Here is a 16,265-nt window from a genome sequence, read left to right on the forward strand (position 1 = left end):
TTCCTCCTGATCAAATAAAAATCTTTTCTGATACCTTAGCACAAATTCAGCATAATTCCTACAAAAATCTCCTGACGGAAATAATTGATCTGTAGGTGGCCGGACTGTACTTGATTCCGGTCTTCTGGGTGCTGGCGTGAACGATACGTCCGCCGCCTATATAGATTCCCACGTGGCCGCCGTAGTAGATAACATCTCCCGGCTGAGCATCAGCGTAGGATACCTCTCTTCCGTAGGAACCCTGAGCCCAGGAAGTTCTGGGAACAGAGATTCCGAATGCCTTGTAGACTGACATAACAAATCCCGAGCAATCGGCGCCGTTGGTAAGGCTGGTGCCTCCGGGTACATAGGGATTACCCACAAACTGACAGGCATAGCTTGCAATGTTGCTGCCGGTGGCAATACCTGCCGGTGTGTAGCTCTTAGTCGAGCCTCCACCCGAGCTTCCGGAGCTGCCTGAAGATCCGCCGGAATAGGAACCGCCGCCATCTCCGCCTTCAGAAGCGGAAGCCGCCTCTCTTTCGGCCTGTTCGGCTGCATCGGCAGCTTTCTTGGTGGCATCAATCTCTTTTTGCTTGGATTCTATCTGCTTCTGGAGGGTGGCAATGCTGGCCTGCTGACTCTTGACCTGGGCTGTATAAACCGCAGCATCCTGCTTGGCCTTGGCAAGCTTCACCTCGTAGTCCTCGTACTCTGCCTTGTACTGAGCAAGGAGCTGCTCCATGTAAGCCTGCTCCTCTTCAAGTTCATACTCTGAAGCCTCAAGCTCAGCCTTCTCTTCTTCAAGCTGTTGCCCCAGGGCCTCCGCCGCTTCCTTGGCTGCCACAAACTCGGCCAGCTTGATGCGATCGTATTCGTAGAGCTCCTCAACGTACTGGGCTTTGTTAAGAGCCTCGGCGTAGCTGGTTGCGGTCAAAAGAAGCTGCACATAAGTAAGGTTTCCCTTCTCGTACATAAACTTGATTCTCGAAACCATAGCGCCGTAAAGAGTCTCTTCCTGGGCTTTGGCCTCCTCATACTCAGCGTTGGTCTCTTCTATCTTAACTGCCTTATCGGCGATGTCCTCTTTGATAAGCTCAATATCAGTCATCAGTCCCACAATCTCGGCACTGGTGGAATCGATGGCCCCCTGGGTCTCATCCAGTCCCTCGGCGGCATCTCCGATCCTGCCCTGAGCTTCATTTAACCTGTTCTGACTGTCTTTCTTCTGGTTCTCAGCATCCTTCTTCTGCTTCTCAAGCTCTTTTTCCTCCTGCTCCAGCTTCTTCTGGTTCTCTTTGAGTTCCTCGCTGGTGGTGGCATAAGCAGAAAACGGAGTGAGCGCAAAAAAAGCAAGGGAAAGTATCACGGCTACGACAGAATAAAATCTTCTCATACCAATACCCCCTTGCTTTTAATCAGACAATAGTTAGTATCTATAGTTCAATTGAACTACTATATTTAGTATAACATTACAGCTCGCAGTTTCCAACAGTTCTGGGGAATGACTCAACATCTCTGATGTTGCTCATACCTGTGAGATACATTACGCATCTCTCAAAGCCAAGGCCGAATCCTGAGTGGCGAACGCTTCCGTACTTACGAAGGTCAAGATAGAACTTGTAATCCTCCTTCTTAAGTCCAAGCTCGTCCATACGCTTCTCAAGCTTCTCAAGATCATCCTCTCTCTGGCTTCCGCCTACGATCTCACCGATTCCGGGAACCAGACAGTCAGCTGCTGCCACCGTCTTGCCATCCTCGTTGAGCTTCATGTAGAAGGCCTTGATCTCCTTGGGATAATCTGTTACGAATACAGGTCTCTTGAACACTTCCTCTGTAAGGTATCTCTCGTGCTCGGTCTGAAGATCTGCACCCCAACTTACCTTGTAATCGAACTTGTCATTGTGCTTCTCAAGGATCTCAACCGCCTCTGTATAAGAGATGCGGCCAAACTCACTGTTGGCAACATTCTCAAGTCTCTCGATAAGTCCCTTGTCAACGAACTGGTTGAAGAACTCCATCTCCTCGGGGCAGTGCTCCAGAACATACTTGATCACATATTTGAGCATAGCCTCGGCTGTGTCGCAGTCATCCTTAAGATCCGCAAAGCACATCTCAGGCTCGATCATCCAGAACTCAGCCGCATGTCTTGTGGTGTTGGAGTTCTCTGCTCTGAAGGTAGGTCCGAAGGTGTAAACGTTCTTGAAAGCAAAAGCATAGGTCTCAACGTTGAGCTGTCCGCTTACTGTAAGGTTAACGGGCTTTCCGAAGAAGTCCTTGGAGTAATCAACAGCACCATCCTCAGTCTTGGGAACATTGTTGAGGTCCATGGTGGTTACCTGGAACATCTCGCCTGCGCCCTCACAGTCACTGCCTGTGATAAGAGGTGTGTGTACATATACGAAGCCTCTCTCCTGGAAGAAAGAGTGAATGGCAAATGCCGCAACGCTTCTTACTCTGAATACAGCCTCAAAGGTGTTTGTCCTTGCACGAAGATGAGGAAGTGTCCTCAAAAACTCAAGGCTGTGTCTCTTGGGCTGAAGGGGATAATCCTCTGTTGAAGGTCCCTCGATCTCGATCTTGTCAGCCTGCATCTCGAAGGGCTGCTTGGCCTCGGGAGTTGCAACGATCTTACCTGTGGCAATGATAGCTGCTCCGACATTCAATTTGCTGATGGCTGTGAAGTTGTCCAGCGCATCCGTATATACAACCTGCAGAGGCTTAAAGAAAGTACCGTCATTGAGCACAATGAAACCGATGGTCTTTGAATCTCTGATGTTTCTGATCCAGCCTCCCACTGCTACTGTCTGTCCCGCGAATTCTTCCGGTTTTGTAAAAAGAGCTTTGATATCTGTAAGTTCCATGAAACACCCCTCCTGTTATGTATTAGTTGGTCTCAACTACATTTGCGTTTTCTGTAAGGAAATCCACAACCTTCTGGCTCATAAGACCCTCTCTGTAGATCTCGAGCTCAAGGGAATCCTTGTACTCTTCAAAAGAGCTGTAGGCTGTAGTCGCTGCATTGTCATAGGCGTTATGCAGATACTCATCTATATCCGCATCGGTAACCTCAATGCCTTCCTTGTCTGCGATAGCCTGAAGCATCATGAACTGCTTGGTGGTCTGATCAACCATGTTCTTGATGTACTCCTCAGCCGTTCCGGCAATTCCATTGTTCTGCATTGTCAGATTTACGAACTCATCTGCAGTAAGCTGTGTGCCTGTAGATGCTGCATAGAGCTGTGTGTAATAATTGATGGCTTCGTATTGCTGCTTGTAATATCTGTTATAGAGCTTCTCGGGAACCTCATTAAATGTGGTGTTATTCATAACGGTCTCGAGAACTGTATTCTGAACAGTGTCATCTCTGTCTGAAAGTGCTTCCTGTGTAAGCTGCTCCTTAAGATGTACCTTAAATCCCTCAAGGTCTGTAACATCGTCAAGGTTCTGGGAAGCAACCCACTCATCGGAAGGCTCTGCCTCTGCGGTCTGAATTCCGTTAACGGTTACGGTAAAGATAACATCCTTGCCTGCAAGATCGGCTGCGCCGTAATTCTCGGGGAAAGTAAGATTAAGATCAACTGTGTCTCCGATATTGACTCCGATAAGTCCATCCTCAAATCCGTCGATGTAGCTGTGTGAACCGATGGTAAGCAGAGCGCCCTGCGCTGTTCCTCCCTGGAAAGCCTCCAGAGTGTCAGCGTACTTGCCTACATAATCGATATTGACTGTATCTCCGCTTTCAACTGCTCTGTCTGTAACATCAACCATCATGGGGTCCTGAGCATATAAGTCCGCAAGCCTTTTCTCAACATCCTCATCGGTGATCTCTACTGCGGCAACTTCTGCGGTAACGCCCTTGTACTCGCCAAGAGCAAGGCAGGTCTCAAGATCTGTGTCCAAAAGAGTCTGTGTCTCAAGGTTAGACAGATCAACACCTGTTTCAGCCTGGGTATCGGCTTCTGTATCTGCTGCCTCTGTTACTGCGGCTGTAGCCTCCTCAGTGCTGTTATCACTTGCCTTATCTCCGCACGCTGTAAGAAGAGCTGCTGCCGAAACCAAGGCAATAAATAGCGCAAAATTCTTTTTCATAATAATACTCCTTCTAAACAATATTTTTTATACTACCACACTCTTCCTTCTTATTAAAGTATTTTATTGCCTAACCAGGTAAACAATGCTAAAATAGGTTGTTACCACTTAAGTGGTACAAGAGATTTTTTGGAGGTATTTTTTTCTATGAACCCGGTACTTATTACTTTGATCGTGGTAGCCGTAGTTCTGGCAGCCGCCGCTGTCGCTCTTTATTTCCTTGGAAAGAGAGCTCAGAAGAAGCAGGCGGAGCAGCAGGAACAGTTGGATGCAATGAAGCAGACCGTTACCATGCTGATCATTGACAAGAAGCGCATGAAGCTCAAGGAAGCAGGTCTTCCTCAGGCGGTGATCGATCAGACGCCCAAGCTCCTTCGTGGTTCCAAACTCCCTATTCTCAAGGTAAGAGTTGGAAACAGAGTTATGAGCCTTATCTGCGACGAGAAGATCTTCGATTCCGTTCCGGTCAAGAAAGAAGTCAAGGCTTCTGTAAGCGGCATCTATGTAACAGAGGTTAAGGGACTTCGCGGCAAAGCTCCTGTTCAGGAAAAGAAAAAGGGCTTCTTCAAGAACCTTGTTGAGAAGGCCCAGGAAAAAGCCGGTGCTAAATCGATCAAATAACTTAATAATGAAAAGAAACGGAGACAGGTTATCCTGCCTCCGTATTTTTTATGTCCAAAACCACCATGGAACTTGAGATGACCTGGCCGTCGATCTCCAGATCGTACTCCGCCACCACTTTCATCTCTTCTTCATTTATACCCACATTAAAATCGAAGCTGTTGGTGCGGACCTTCATCTTCATGGATCCGTAGGGCGTCACATAGTCCGTATCGTACTCCATATTATCACCAAAGGCCAGCCTGGAACTGGTGGCGCCTCTTCTTATTATCTCCATGGCATCGCCACCGGGGGCTATGAGAACCTTGTTGTGGACCTTCATGCTCTCGTGTCCGGTGTCCATATCGGACTCATATTCCACAACGCGGCTTCCGTCCTCAAGAAGTTCAAAGCTCCCAAGATGGGTTGACTCAACCTTCTCCGTAGGTTCACCTTCCCTGGCATGTATTCCGGTTACATAAACCTCTACGTTTCTGTTCATTGGCCACCTTCTCTCACAAGTTGGGATTTACCGGTCTTGTTAAAAAGAGCTCCGGCGCAAGTCCACTCTTTCTAACAGCTTCCATTCCCTCTCCAGCCTTTTTCACATCCTCGTAAATACCAAATACCGTGGGACCGCTTCCTGTCATGAATGCCCCTGTGGCCCCATTATCCAGAAGAATCTTTTCTATATCCTTTATGACTGTGTGCTCTTTGGCGGTAACAGGCTCAAGCACATTGTCAATAAGAGCGCACATGCCTTTTATATCCCCGGCCTCAATAGTCTTTTTTATACCGTCGATGTCAGGATGAACAACATCAGTGCTGTTGTCCAGCTCTCTGTACACCCAGGCCGTAGATACATCTAATCCCGGCTTTGCGATGACTATGGCACAATCCGCCAGATCTTTTAACGGAGTAAGTATTTCTCCTATGCCCTCCGAGAGCGCTGTGCCTCCCACGATGCAGTAGGGGATGTCTGCCCCAAGTTTAACTGCCAGTCTGCACATATCATCCCGGCTCATGCCAAGATCCCACAGCTCATTCAAGGCATAATAGGCTGCTGCCCCGTCGGTGCTTCCGCCGGCCATTCCCGCAGCCGCAGGGATGACCTTTTCCAGCGTCATATCAACTCCGGCGGTAACGCCATACTCCTCTTTGAGCTGCTTTGCCACCTTGCAGATAAGGTTGCGGCCGTCGGTGGGAATGCCCTCCCTTGAGCAGCTAAGGGTTATATCACCGGTTTCGTTTCTCTTAAAGGTCAGGGTATCGTATATATCTATGTTCTGCATTATCATCCGAACAAGATGATAGCCGTCATCACGCTTTCCGGTCACATCAAGTCCCAGATTTATCTTGGCGTAAGCCTTTCTGGTCACTTCCATCTCTAAAAACCGCTCCACTTCCGTCTTTTTTCCAATTAACATCTTCTCACCCATACGTAATCATTACAAGAAAAAAAGTCCTAAAAAATTGAAAAATATTTATATTTACCTCTAAAGTTTTTTGAAAATCAGCCGACAAACAGAATAGGTACACTATAGTTTCGTTTCAAGCGCGGTCCAACTTTAGTTAACCTGTGCGGAAAAGGAGTTCTATATGGGCGTAAACGGAGTTACCGAGGTTACTAACAACATCGCAACCACCTATGCTTCAGCGATCAATGCCCCTGTCGAAGACAAGAAGAAAGATTCTGAGGTAAAGGTAAAAGCGGAAGCCGCTGCTGTGTACGAAAAATCCGAGGAGACCTCTGACAAGTCGTCGAAGGTTTCCACCAGGGAAGAAGACCGGAAGAAGATCATCCAACAGCTCAAAGCCGATGATGCAATGCGCCAGCAACAGCTTGTTGACATCGTTCACAAGATGATGGGCAAGCAGGTTAAAGCATTTGGTATAGCTAACGATGATGACGATTCCATGTGGAAGTTCCTGGCAAAAGGTGATTTTACAGTAGACGCAGCGACCAAGGCGCAGGCTCAGGAAGATATATCCGAGAACGGATACTGGGGCGTTAAGCAGACCTCAGAGAGAATCCTGGACTTTGCAAAAGCTCTGGCAGGGGACGATCCCGCTAAGCTGGAGAAGATGCGCGCCGCTTTCGAAAAAGGCTATGCGCAGGCTGAGAAGACATGGGGCGGAGAGCTGCCCGAGATCTCAAAGCAGACCTACGGCGCCGTCATGAAAGGATTTGACGAGCTGACCGGCAAAACTGAGGCCTAAGACCGCAACCGTTGCTAGTAACGAAGAAGAGGATGTACCCTAAAAAGTACATCCTCTTTTCATATATCTTCTTATATTCTCTTAGGATCTTTTCCTTACACGATTCCCCGAAGCTCATTGATATCCTGAACTCCATACTGTTTCATGTAGGCCTCGATCCCCTCGATGACGTTTATCGTTGTGTATGGATCGTGGAAATTCATAGCGCCGACAGCCACCGCCGTTGCTCCCGCCATGATGAATTCGATGGCATCCTCAGCGTTTGCAATACCTCCCATTCCAATGACCGGAATATTCACCGCATGGGAAGCTTCGTAGACCATACGCACCGCAACAGGCTTAATTGCAGGGCCTGAGAGGCCACCGGTCTTATTGGCAAGAGCAAACTTCCTCTTATGGATATCTATCTTCATTCCGGTGATGGTATTTATAAGGGATATGGCATCCGCTCCTGCTGCCTCCGCAGCCTTGGCCATCTCCGCGATGCTGGTGACATTGGGGCTGAGCTTCATGATTACCGGCTGTTTTGCGATCCTCTTGATCTCACTGGTTATGTCAAAAAGAGCTGACACCTTCTGCCCGAAGGCAATGGCACCCTCTTTTACATTGGGGCAGGAGACATTGATCTCCAGCATGTCCACCGCCTCATCCGAGAGCCTCTCCACCACATCAAGGTAGTCGCTTACGCTCTTTCCGCAGACATTGACTATGACCTTGGTGTCATATTTTTTCAGAAACTCCAGGTCTCTCTCCACGAAAACGTCTATTCCCGGGTTCTGAAGGCCGATGGCATTGAGCATTCCCCCATAAACTTCCGCAACTCTCGGGGTGGGGTTTCCTTCCCAAGGCACATTGGCAACACCCTTGGTCACCACGGCTCCCAGCCTGTTTAAGTCCACAAAATCCGAATATTCCATTCCGGATCCGAAGGTTCCGGAGGCTGTCATAACCGGGTTCTTAAATTTTACTCCTGCTATCTCAACTGCTGTATTCAAGGCATTTCCTCCACTATCTGTTTATGATCAAAGGTCAAGGTCGTCCGCATCAAATACCGGTCCCTCGGTGCATATCCTGGCATTCTTCACATGGGAATGCTCATCCACCTTTGTGGTCTTGCAAACACACCCAAGGCAGGCGCCGACTCCGCAGGCCATCCTCTCCTCCAGGGAAAGGTATGCCTTTATTCCATTGGCCACGGCAAAAGACTTTATGGCCTTCAGCATAGGCATCGGCCCGCAGGCAAAGATCACATCCGCCTCAATAGCCTCTTCTCTCATGGCATCAAGGACATTGCCCTTTGTTCCTACGCTTCCATCCTCCGTGGCGATATGAAGCTTAGAAACCTTTTCGAATTCTCCGGACAAAAAAGTCTGCGCATCCCGGTAGCCCATGACTGCGGCAACGGACTTTGGCTTCTCGCCTCCCTCAAGGTTTGAGAGCCTCTTTGCTGTCTCAAGAAGGGGCGGTACTCCGATTCCTCCGCCCATGACAACAGCTCTTTTCCCGGCTGCTGCCTCAAGAGGAAAGCCGTTTCCCAAAACTCCCAGGATAGTCATGTTATCCCCGGGCTGATACAAGGTGAACTCCGCGGTTCCGCTTCCCACAACCCTGTACACCAGTCTTATGGCCGATTTGGCAGCATCCACCTCGCAGATGCTGATGGGTCTTGGCAAAAGAGTCGCTTTCCCCACCGGATACACTCCCACAAACTGCCCCGGCTTTGCATCCCTTGCAAGTTCCGTCTCAAGCCACAGATCATAGATCCCCTCGGCAAGGATCCTCTGGCTTATAACTAACGCTTCTGTCTTTTTCTTCATCCGATACTCTCCCTTTTATCTGTATCATACAGCCCGCCTTGGGGCCGTTATATGCTCTGCAAAAACTCAGCTCTTTGAGCTGTACACTATCTCGCCGCCGCAGATGGTGTAATGGATCTTTCCGGGGAGCTTCTGCCCCAGGAAAGGCGTGTTGGAGGCTTTGGAAACGCTGCTTCCAAAGACCCACTCCTCCTTTGGATTAAAGATCACAAGATCCGCTCTGTCCCCTTCCCACAGATGTCCCGCATCAAGGCCGTAGACATCGGCAGGGCCGCAGGTCATCCTCTCAAGAAGAGTCATAAGGCTGATATGTCCGGGATTTACCAGTTCCCGGATCCCCAGGGCCAGGGATGTTTCAAGGCCTGTTATTCCACTGGGAGCCTTTGTTATCTCCCTCTCCTTCTCCTCTTTTGAATGAGGAGCATGGTCCGTTGCTATCATCTCTATGGTTCCGTCCCTGATGCCCTCTATTATGGCCTGCCTGTCGGATTCAAGCCTAAGAGGCGGGTTCATCTTGGCAAGACTTCCATGCTCAAGAACAGCTTCCTCAGTCAAAGTAAAGTGATGGGGCGTGGCCTCTGCAAAGACCCTTATCCAGTTCTTTCTGGCCTGTCTTATCAGCTCCACGGACTCTGCAGCACTTATATGCTGCACCACTATGGCTCCTCCGGTCTCTTCCGCAAGAGCGATGTCTCTTTTTACCATGGAAATCTCGGCATCCCTTGGAGAACCCTTGATCCCGAGCTTGTCCGCAACAGCGCCGGCGTTAATTCCGTTATTGGAAATATACTTGGGGTCCTCCTCGTGGAGACTTATTACCATTCCACGCTTCCTTGCCATGTTGAGGGCCTCTTTCATCAGCTCCTCGTCCATAACAGGAACTCCGTCGTCGGTAAACAGCACCGCTCCGGCATTAATAAGGGCATCCATATCCACTATCTCTTTTCCCAGCATGCCCTTAGTGACATTGCCGCAGCAAAGAACGTTGATGCCGGTATCCATGCCCTTCTTTACAGCCTCTCTTATGATTTCGGGATTGTCCATGTGGGGATTGGTGTTGCCCATCATGACAACCGTGGTAAAGCCGCCTCTCTTGGCAGCCATTGCACCGGTGTAGATGTCTTCCTTATAGGTAAAACCCGGGTCCCTGAAATGCACGTGGCAGTCCACAAGGCCGGGAGCCACCACCATTCCGGACGCATCAATGACCCTGTCGGCCTTCGTTGTCATTGTATCCTTTCCGGGGGTCAGTATGGCTTCAACTCTGCCATCCCGGATCACGATGTCTCTTTTGCCCTCTGTTCCCGATGCCGGGTCCATCAGATATCCACCTCTTATAAGCAGCATAGACTCCTCCCATAATTATTCTGCTAACTATTATAACCTATTGGCTATTCCATTTTTGCCCCACTCGTGAGAAAATATAGAAGAAATTTTCCAAAATCGAAAAGAGGCAAGGATTTAATGATACGTACAATACTGATCTTTATATTTCTGGTGATATTTCTTATTGTGAGTCTTCCCATGCAGCTTGTGCTCTTCATCATGCACAAGTTCAACGATCCCGGCGCCAGGAAGGCTTCACTGGCCATTGTGAGCTGGGCCTTCAACGTAATCCTGTTCATCGGCGGCATCAAGCGCGTTGTCATCGGTGAAGACAATGTTCCCAAGGACGAGGCGGTTCTTTATGTGAGCAACCACCGAAGCATCTTCGACATTGTTGTGACTTACCCAAGAGTTCCCGGACGAACAGGCTATATCGCCAAGCAGGAATCCATGAAGCTTCCGGTCATCAGCTTCTGGATGGTTTATCTGGACTGTCTTTTCCTTGACAGATCCGATATCCGAAAGGGTCTTGAGATGGTTCTTACCGCCATCGACAAGGTGAAAAGCGGCATCTCCATCTTCATCTATCCCGAAGGAACCAGGAACAAGACCGACAAGCCCCTTGGTGAGTTCCACAAGGGAAGCTTCAAGATCGCCCAGAAGGCGGACTGCCCCATCGTTCCCGTGGTTGTAAACCACACCAGGGACTGCTTTGAAAATCACATGCCCTGGGTAAAAAAGACAACGGTGGTGATCGAGTACTGCGAGCCCATCAGGATCAAAGAGCTGGATAAGGACGACCAGAAGAACATCGACCAGTACGTCAAGAATATCATCGAAGAGACCTACGTAAGAAACGAGAATCTTGAGATCTGACCTGTCATGACACAAACAAAACCTCTTCCCATTGGCGCATCGCCTTTGGAAAGAGGTTTTTTATTATCACATCTTGCTGCCCTTTGAGCCGCCGCCAAGGTGAACTCCCTCAAGTACGTTGGTATCAAAGGAGTATACAACCTTGTGGTTCTCTCTGTCTGCCTTAAGAGCCAGCTGTATCATATTGTCTAAAAGGTGCTCATATTTCATTCCCAGGGGCTCCCACAGATAGAAGGAAAGGGAACCGGGGATAGTATTGATCTCGTTGAGATATACTTCATTGGTAGCCATATCGATCATGAAGTCGATACGGGAAACGCCGCTGCAGCCAAGGCAGATGAAGGCGTCTACAGCCATCTTTCTGATCCTGTCTCTCATCTCGGAAGAGATATCAGCGGGGATCTTCCTCTTGAGGGAAGCCATACCCTTGCTGCCGCCGGTCTTTGCGCCCTTTGCGCCGCCCTTGGCTCCGCCGATGTACTTATCCTCAAAGCTTAATATATCGTCTGAGTTAACAGGCTCCTCGCACTCGGAAGCCTCTGCGCTCTCATAGTCACCAAGAACCGAGCAGTTGATCTCCTTGAGCTGTGAGATGGCACGCTCAACCAGGATCTTTCTGGAAAATTCAAAACCAAGATCAAGAGCCTCCAAAAGTTCCTCTTTGTTTGAGGCCTTCTTGATACCGATACTGGAGCCCAGGTTAAGGGGCTTTACGATAACGGGATATGTGAATGCAGCCTCGATCTTAGCAACCAGGCCGTCCACGTCCTCATAATCCTTCCAGGTATAGCACTTGCAGTCAAGGACAGGAATATTGTTGTCCTTGAGAACAGTCTTCATAACATATTTGTTCATTCCAACGGCAGATGAGAGGACATCGCATCCAACAACGGGAAGTCCCAGTGTTGTAAGGAAGCCCTGCAGTGTTCCGTCCTCAACGTTGGTTCCGTGAACAATGGGGAAAGCCACATCCACTGTAGTGATCACGTTGTTTCCGAACTTCTTCATGGGGTATCTTACAAGAGAAACCTTGTCCCCGTCCTTGACCCAGATAACTCTGGTGCTCTTCTTCAAAAGCTCCGGAATATGGGTGTATTCCTCGATCTTACCCACATCCTCTCCAACGTAATAGTCATAGTTCTTACTGATATATACGGGAATAACCTCGTACTTATCTGTGTTGATATATCCAATAGCCTGGATGGCAGAGATAATGGAGATCTCATGCTCCGTACTCTTGCCGCCAAATAAAACCGCAACCTTCAGCTTCATATTCTTCCTTCTTTCATAAAATCACTTATAGTTATCAGGCAGATCATTCTCCAAAAGTATAACCTTTTCTCTGCCTGCGTCAAGCTCATACATAAGAGCGGATGCCTCGTTAAAGGTACTCTTCACAAAAATCCTCTCGGTGTCAAAGCCTGCGCCAAGGGCTCCCATCTTGATGGAAGTGCTGTTCTTCTCTCCCACAAGAATGATGTAATCGCACACAGCTGCCGCCTGAGCACCAAACTCCCGGTTATACTCATCCTCTTTTGCCCCAAGCTCCACCATACCCGGTGTCACCAGGATCTTCACGCTGTCGGTAAAAAGAGCCAGCGTCTCAAGGGCCACTTTGGCTCCGTTGGGATTTGAATTGTAAGCATCGTCAAGGATCGCAACATTGCCGTGCTTTGTAAGCTCAAGTCTGTGAGGAACGCTCTGAAGGCGTCTGACCGCCATCTTAAGCTTGGTCATGGGAATTCCGAGGCTGTTGGCCGCTGCAATGGCTCCCACGATATTCTCTACGTTGTGCCTTCCCACCAGCTTTGTGGTGTACTCGGCGCTCTCTCCGGCAGGGGATGTGACCGTGAATGTCGTACCAGCCCCTGTCACCGTAATATCCGTAGCCCTGTAGTCGTTGCCCTCGTCAAGTCCGTAGGTTATGGCATCGGGATACTTCATATTTTCCCGGATGATCTCGTTGTCGCCGTTTACAAACTTAAGGTGTTTACCGGGAACCTTGCCTCCTTCAGACTTCTCTTTTTCATCGACCGCATCCAGAAGCTCGTACTTGGTACTGATGATATTCTCAAGAGAGTGGAAGGTCTCAAGGTGCTGATATCCGATGGATGTAAGGATTCCGTCATCGGGATGAACAATGTCCGTGATCTCCTTGATGTCATGGAGGTGACGGGCGCCCATCTCGCAGATGAAGATCTCGTGGGTGGGCTGCATGTGCTCTCTTATGGTCCTTACGATTCCCATGGGAGTGTTGTAGCTCTCGGGGGTCATAAGAACTCTGAAGCCCTCGGACAAAAGAGTGTTCAGATAATACTTAACGCTGGTCTTGCCAAAGCTTCCTGTGATTCCGATGATGCGAAGTCCCTCGTGTTCATTGAGGATCCTGACTGCATCGTCTATATAGTATTTGTTGATCCTGTTCTCAATGGGCTTGTTGATGAGATTTGCAAGGGCCGTAAGCAGCGGAAGGAAAGCCACATATACCGCACAGGCCACCATCTCGGCAACTACCACCGAAGTGTTGTCACCCCTTGTAACTGCCGATGTGATGATCATTGTAAGTCCGAATACAAGAAGCGTGATGACCGCGTAGGTTACGATCAGTCTCTTTACCCTGTCCGTTACCACAAATTTCTTCTTGGCGGGCCTTGGAAGATACGCGATGATAAGCGCGATATAAATGCCCAGAACCAGAAGAAGTATAAACAGTCCGGGGCCTGCGCCTATTACGTTCCGCCCGAAAGCCACCGACAGCGAAAGCAGAAGGATCGCTCCGTGGGCACAAAGCCTTAAGGGAATGCTTCTAAGGAACCTGAAATACCCCTGGAACTGGTAGCTTGAAAGCTGCAGCATGTGGGTGTAGTACCGAAGCGCCAGAAAGGCAAAGCACAGCACGGGAATTATCATTATTAGTGTGGAAGCAAAAAACATGTTTATCTACCTCAGATGCTGATCCCCAGGAAGCTTCCCAGGATCTTGTTGTAAAGATATACGTTATCAAGGAATGAATAGTGGCCTGCGCCGTTTATAACCGCAAGACCTGCCTCAGGCATCAGCTCCTCCATCTTCTGTCCGTCAGACAGCGGAGTGGCCGTGTCCTGATCTCCCCATATCAAAAGAGCCGGCATTGTCACGGAAGGCATATAGGGCGTAAGGTCCTCGTTTACCACCTTCACAAGACTTGCTCTCATAACCGGTGAAGCCGCAGCATAGTCCGCGCTTCCAAACTTCTTCTGAAGAGCGTCCAGCACTCCGGGAAAGGCCTTGGAAATTCCGGTCTTAGTGATGAGGTTCTTATAGAACTTGTATCTCTTTGTGCGCTTACTCTGGGCAGCGGTCCTTACCGGAGGAACTCCCGCAGCATCCGTGAGGATAACCTTGGGCACTGTAAATCCTGCCTTAATCCTGCCGTCATGTATCCCGGAGGTAAGCTTGATGATGACCCTGCCTCCCATGGAGTGTCCAAGGAAAATGATCTCCTTCTCATCAGGGTAAAGCTGCTTTATAAAGTCCAGAACGAAGTTTACGTAGTCGTCCACATTCATGGGCTCCTTTGGCTCATCGCTCTTGCCAAAGCCCGGCATGTCCATGGCTACAACGTGATACTTCTTTTTCGTAAAGTTCACCAGTCCGGAAAAGAGTTCTATATTTGAGCCCCAGCCGTGAAGCAGCACCAGCATTGTACCGGCGCCTTCATCTATGTAATTGATATTTAATCCGTTTATATTCGCTTTCATGACCCATCCATATTAACACCGGATACTATCCGTTGCAAATTCTTAAAGATGACTACAATCTGGAGAAAAATGCTCTCACTTCTCCAGCACACTCAGCATAAAGATAAGGAGCGCGTCCTCCTCTGGATCGTTCATGATGCCCCCAAGTGAAGCATCCTTGTAGCTTCTCTCGGTATCATCCGTAACAAAATTCACCGCCTTTGGATTCATCCCCATAAAGTAATGGGCATGGTTCTCTATAATGGTGGTGTATTCATGGTTGTAGATGATATGGTCCGTTATGGTAAGGCACCTCATATCCTGCAGCATTTTGCCAAAGCCATCTTTTGCCGCGGCATCCGTAACAAGATAAGTAGACCTTGACGCAGCCTGGGCTATGGCCTCTGACTTTTTCATCAGATACTTCATGAGAACTCCGCAGGTCTGAACATCTACCTGCTGACTGATGGAAAGATAAGTCACTGAGCCCAGGAAGATATTCTCATCCGTATCGAAAAGTTCCTTAAAGTCGCTCCTTGCAAAGAAGTCGGTAAGAACATTGTGATAGGAAGATGACCCTGTCGCCCTGTACAGCTGAGCTGCCGCCTTAAAGGAAGCGGTGTTGTCGGTTATCTTCTGATTATTCAAAAAGCAGCTCCACGCCCTGTCCGCTGCCTTAAGGCAGGTGGTGGCAAACTCGCCGTCATACTGCTGATAAAAGTAACTGAATCTTGCCAGCATCGACGCAAAACTTATGGTGGCATCCATTGATACAGGAGTCACAAAAACAGGCGCTGCAAAGAGGTCTGCCCCTTCCGCTGCATTGGTAACAGCCGCCCCGTACACCCCTCCGGTCCTGGGGTCCTGCATTTTAAGAAGCCATTCCACTTCGTACCTGACTTCATCGAGAATGTCCGGAATATCGTTGCCACTCTCGGGAATCCCGCTGTCATCACTAAAAGCGGATTCATTCATCTCATAGGCCATGATCAGGTCTTCGGCAATCCGGCATCCAAGGGCCGAGTCCTTACCCGCCTGCTCATCCATATGCCATCCTCCGGTCACATCAAGTTCCACGGAAGGGTCCTCCTGGAGGTGAGCCGCTGTGGTATGACATGCGCTATGGGCGTTATCTCCTGCGTAGTTCTCCGACAAAGCCAGTCCGCACCGGTTTATGTAGTATTTTTTGCAGGCCTCATCAAAGAGCCCCCCGTATACATCCTCTCCAATATAGAAAGAGTAGGACTGTCCAAGCTCGTCCGAAAAGATGAAATACCTTCCTTCATCCTCCAGATCGTTGAAATACCCTATACTGTCATACTCCCCAAGTTCCTCATTGTATACGGACTTAAGTATCTGCCCGGTGTACACCTGATCCCCCGATTCGACATCATATATGGCGAAGGAATCTGTAAGGTTTTCTCCTCTGAATACCACTGCCTTCTCCGAAGCAGCTTCATATCCCACCTGATCCACCAGGGTATTTGGTATTTGAACAGGCTCTTCGTAATCGACCTGCACCGGAACCACAAACGAAGTGATATCGGCAACATCTGTGGGCAATTCAGCAGAAGAAGCGCCGCAGCCAGCGACGCTTCCCAACAACGGCAATATGCATGCCAGACTTATCATTTTG

Annotated in this window: 15 protein-coding genes; 3 read left to right on the forward strand and 12 right to left on the reverse strand. The window is 49.1% G+C overall.

The window, feature by feature from the left end; translation table 11 throughout:
• Positions 1-58: 58 nt before the first annotated feature.
• The 3 genes from T456_RS0109285 to tig all read right to left on the reverse strand — a co-directional run bounded on the left by T456_RS0109285 (position 59) and on the right by tig (position 4,071).
• A complete protein-coding gene (locus tag T456_RS0109285) occupies positions 59-1,375 on the reverse strand; it encodes a C40 family peptidase (RefSeq protein WP_024865897.1) in 1,317 nt (438 codons plus the stop codon).
• Positions 1,376-1,451: 76 nt separating this feature from the next.
• Positions 1,452-2,843 carry an asparagine--tRNA ligase gene (gene asnS / locus T456_RS0109290; protein WP_024865898.1) on the reverse strand — a complete coding sequence of 464 codons (1,392 nt, stop codon included), beginning with the start codon at positions 2,841-2,843 and terminating at the stop codon, positions 1,452-1,454.
• 22 nt (positions 2,844-2,865) lie between these two features.
• Positions 2,866-4,071 carry a trigger factor gene (gene tig, locus T456_RS0109295; protein WP_024865899.1) on the reverse strand — a complete coding sequence of 402 codons (1,206 nt, stop codon included), beginning with the start codon at positions 4,069-4,071 and terminating at the stop codon, positions 2,866-2,868.
• Positions 4,072-4,218: 147 nt separating this feature from the next.
• Between tig and T456_RS0109300 the strand changes: the two genes are divergently transcribed.
• Positions 4,219-4,692, forward strand: a complete 474-nt coding sequence (locus tag T456_RS0109300; protein WP_024865900.1) for a hypothetical protein — start codon at positions 4,219-4,221, stop codon at positions 4,690-4,692.
• A 28-nt stretch (positions 4,693-4,720) separates the two neighbouring features.
• Here T456_RS0109300 and T456_RS0109305 read toward each other — a convergent pair whose 3' ends face one another.
• Together T456_RS0109305 and ispE are read right to left on the reverse strand one after the other, a co-directional pair.
• Positions 4,721-5,173, reverse strand: a complete 453-nt coding sequence (locus tag T456_RS0109305) for a DUF1934 domain-containing protein (protein WP_024865901.1) — start codon at positions 5,171-5,173, stop codon at positions 4,721-4,723.
• A gap of 13 nt (positions 5,174-5,186) precedes the next feature.
• On the reverse strand, positions 5,187-6,098 hold the full coding sequence (gene ispE, locus T456_RS0109310; RefSeq protein WP_242835908.1) for a 4-(cytidine 5'-diphospho)-2-C-methyl-D-erythritol kinase: 912 nt from the start codon (positions 6,096-6,098) through the stop codon (positions 5,187-5,189).
• 172 nt (positions 6,099-6,270) lie between these two features.
• Here ispE and T456_RS0109315 point away from each other — a divergent pair, with 172 nt between their 5' ends.
• Positions 6,271-6,891 (forward strand): hypothetical protein, encoded by a 621-nt coding sequence (locus T456_RS0109315; RefSeq protein WP_024865903.1) that lies wholly within the window; start codon positions 6,271-6,273, stop codon positions 6,889-6,891.
• A gap of 95 nt (positions 6,892-6,986) precedes the next feature.
• Here T456_RS0109315 and T456_RS0109320 read toward each other — a convergent pair whose 3' ends face one another.
• From T456_RS0109320 to T456_RS0109330, 3 genes are all read right to left on the reverse strand, one after another.
• A complete protein-coding gene (locus tag T456_RS0109320; protein ID WP_024865904.1) occupies positions 6,987-7,886 on the reverse strand; it encodes a dihydroorotate dehydrogenase in 900 nt (299 codons plus the stop codon).
• Between the two features lie 27 nt (positions 7,887-7,913).
• On the reverse strand, positions 7,914-8,708 hold the full coding sequence (locus T456_RS0109325) for a dihydroorotate dehydrogenase electron transfer subunit (protein WP_024865905.1): 795 nt from the start codon (positions 8,706-8,708) through the stop codon (positions 7,914-7,916).
• A 66-nt stretch (positions 8,709-8,774) separates the two neighbouring features.
• Positions 8,775-10,055 (reverse strand): dihydroorotase, encoded by a 1,281-nt coding sequence (locus T456_RS0109330; RefSeq protein ID WP_024865906.1) that lies wholly within the window; start codon positions 10,053-10,055, stop codon positions 8,775-8,777.
• Positions 10,056-10,172: 117 nt separating this feature from the next.
• Here T456_RS0109330 and T456_RS0109335 point away from each other — a divergent pair, with 117 nt between their 5' ends.
• Positions 10,173-10,910 carry a lysophospholipid acyltransferase family protein gene (locus T456_RS0109335; RefSeq protein WP_024865907.1) on the forward strand — a complete coding sequence of 246 codons (738 nt, stop codon included), beginning with the start codon at positions 10,173-10,175 and terminating at the stop codon, positions 10,908-10,910.
• A gap of 66 nt (positions 10,911-10,976) precedes the next feature.
• On the opposite strand, the gene T456_RS0109340 is transcribed toward T456_RS0109335, so the two are convergent.
• The 4 genes from T456_RS0109340 to T456_RS0109355 all read right to left on the reverse strand — a co-directional run bounded on the left by T456_RS0109340 (position 10,977) and on the right by T456_RS0109355 (position 16,261).
• Positions 10,977-12,182, reverse strand: a complete 1,206-nt coding sequence (locus T456_RS0109340; RefSeq protein ID WP_024865908.1) for a D-alanine--D-alanine ligase family protein — start codon at positions 12,180-12,182, stop codon at positions 10,977-10,979.
• A 21-nt stretch (positions 12,183-12,203) separates the two neighbouring features.
• Complete coding sequence (locus tag T456_RS0109345) at positions 12,204-13,844, reverse strand: Mur ligase family protein (RefSeq protein WP_024865909.1); 1,641 nt, start codon at positions 13,842-13,844, stop codon at positions 12,204-12,206.
• A gap of 11 nt (positions 13,845-13,855) precedes the next feature.
• Positions 13,856-14,650 carry an alpha/beta fold hydrolase gene (locus T456_RS0109350; protein ID WP_024865910.1) on the reverse strand — a complete coding sequence of 265 codons (795 nt, stop codon included), beginning with the start codon at positions 14,648-14,650 and terminating at the stop codon, positions 13,856-13,858.
• 75 nt (positions 14,651-14,725) lie between these two features.
• Complete coding sequence (locus tag T456_RS0109355; RefSeq protein ID WP_197026875.1) at positions 14,726-16,261, reverse strand: glycoside hydrolase family 9 protein; 1,536 nt, start codon at positions 16,259-16,261, stop codon at positions 14,726-14,728.
• Between the last annotated feature and the right edge of the window lie 4 nt (positions 16,262-16,265).

The sequence above is a fragment of the Butyrivibrio sp. FCS014 genome (assembly GCF_000526935.1).
GTDB lineage: Bacteria > Bacillota > Clostridia > Lachnospirales > Lachnospiraceae > Butyrivibrio.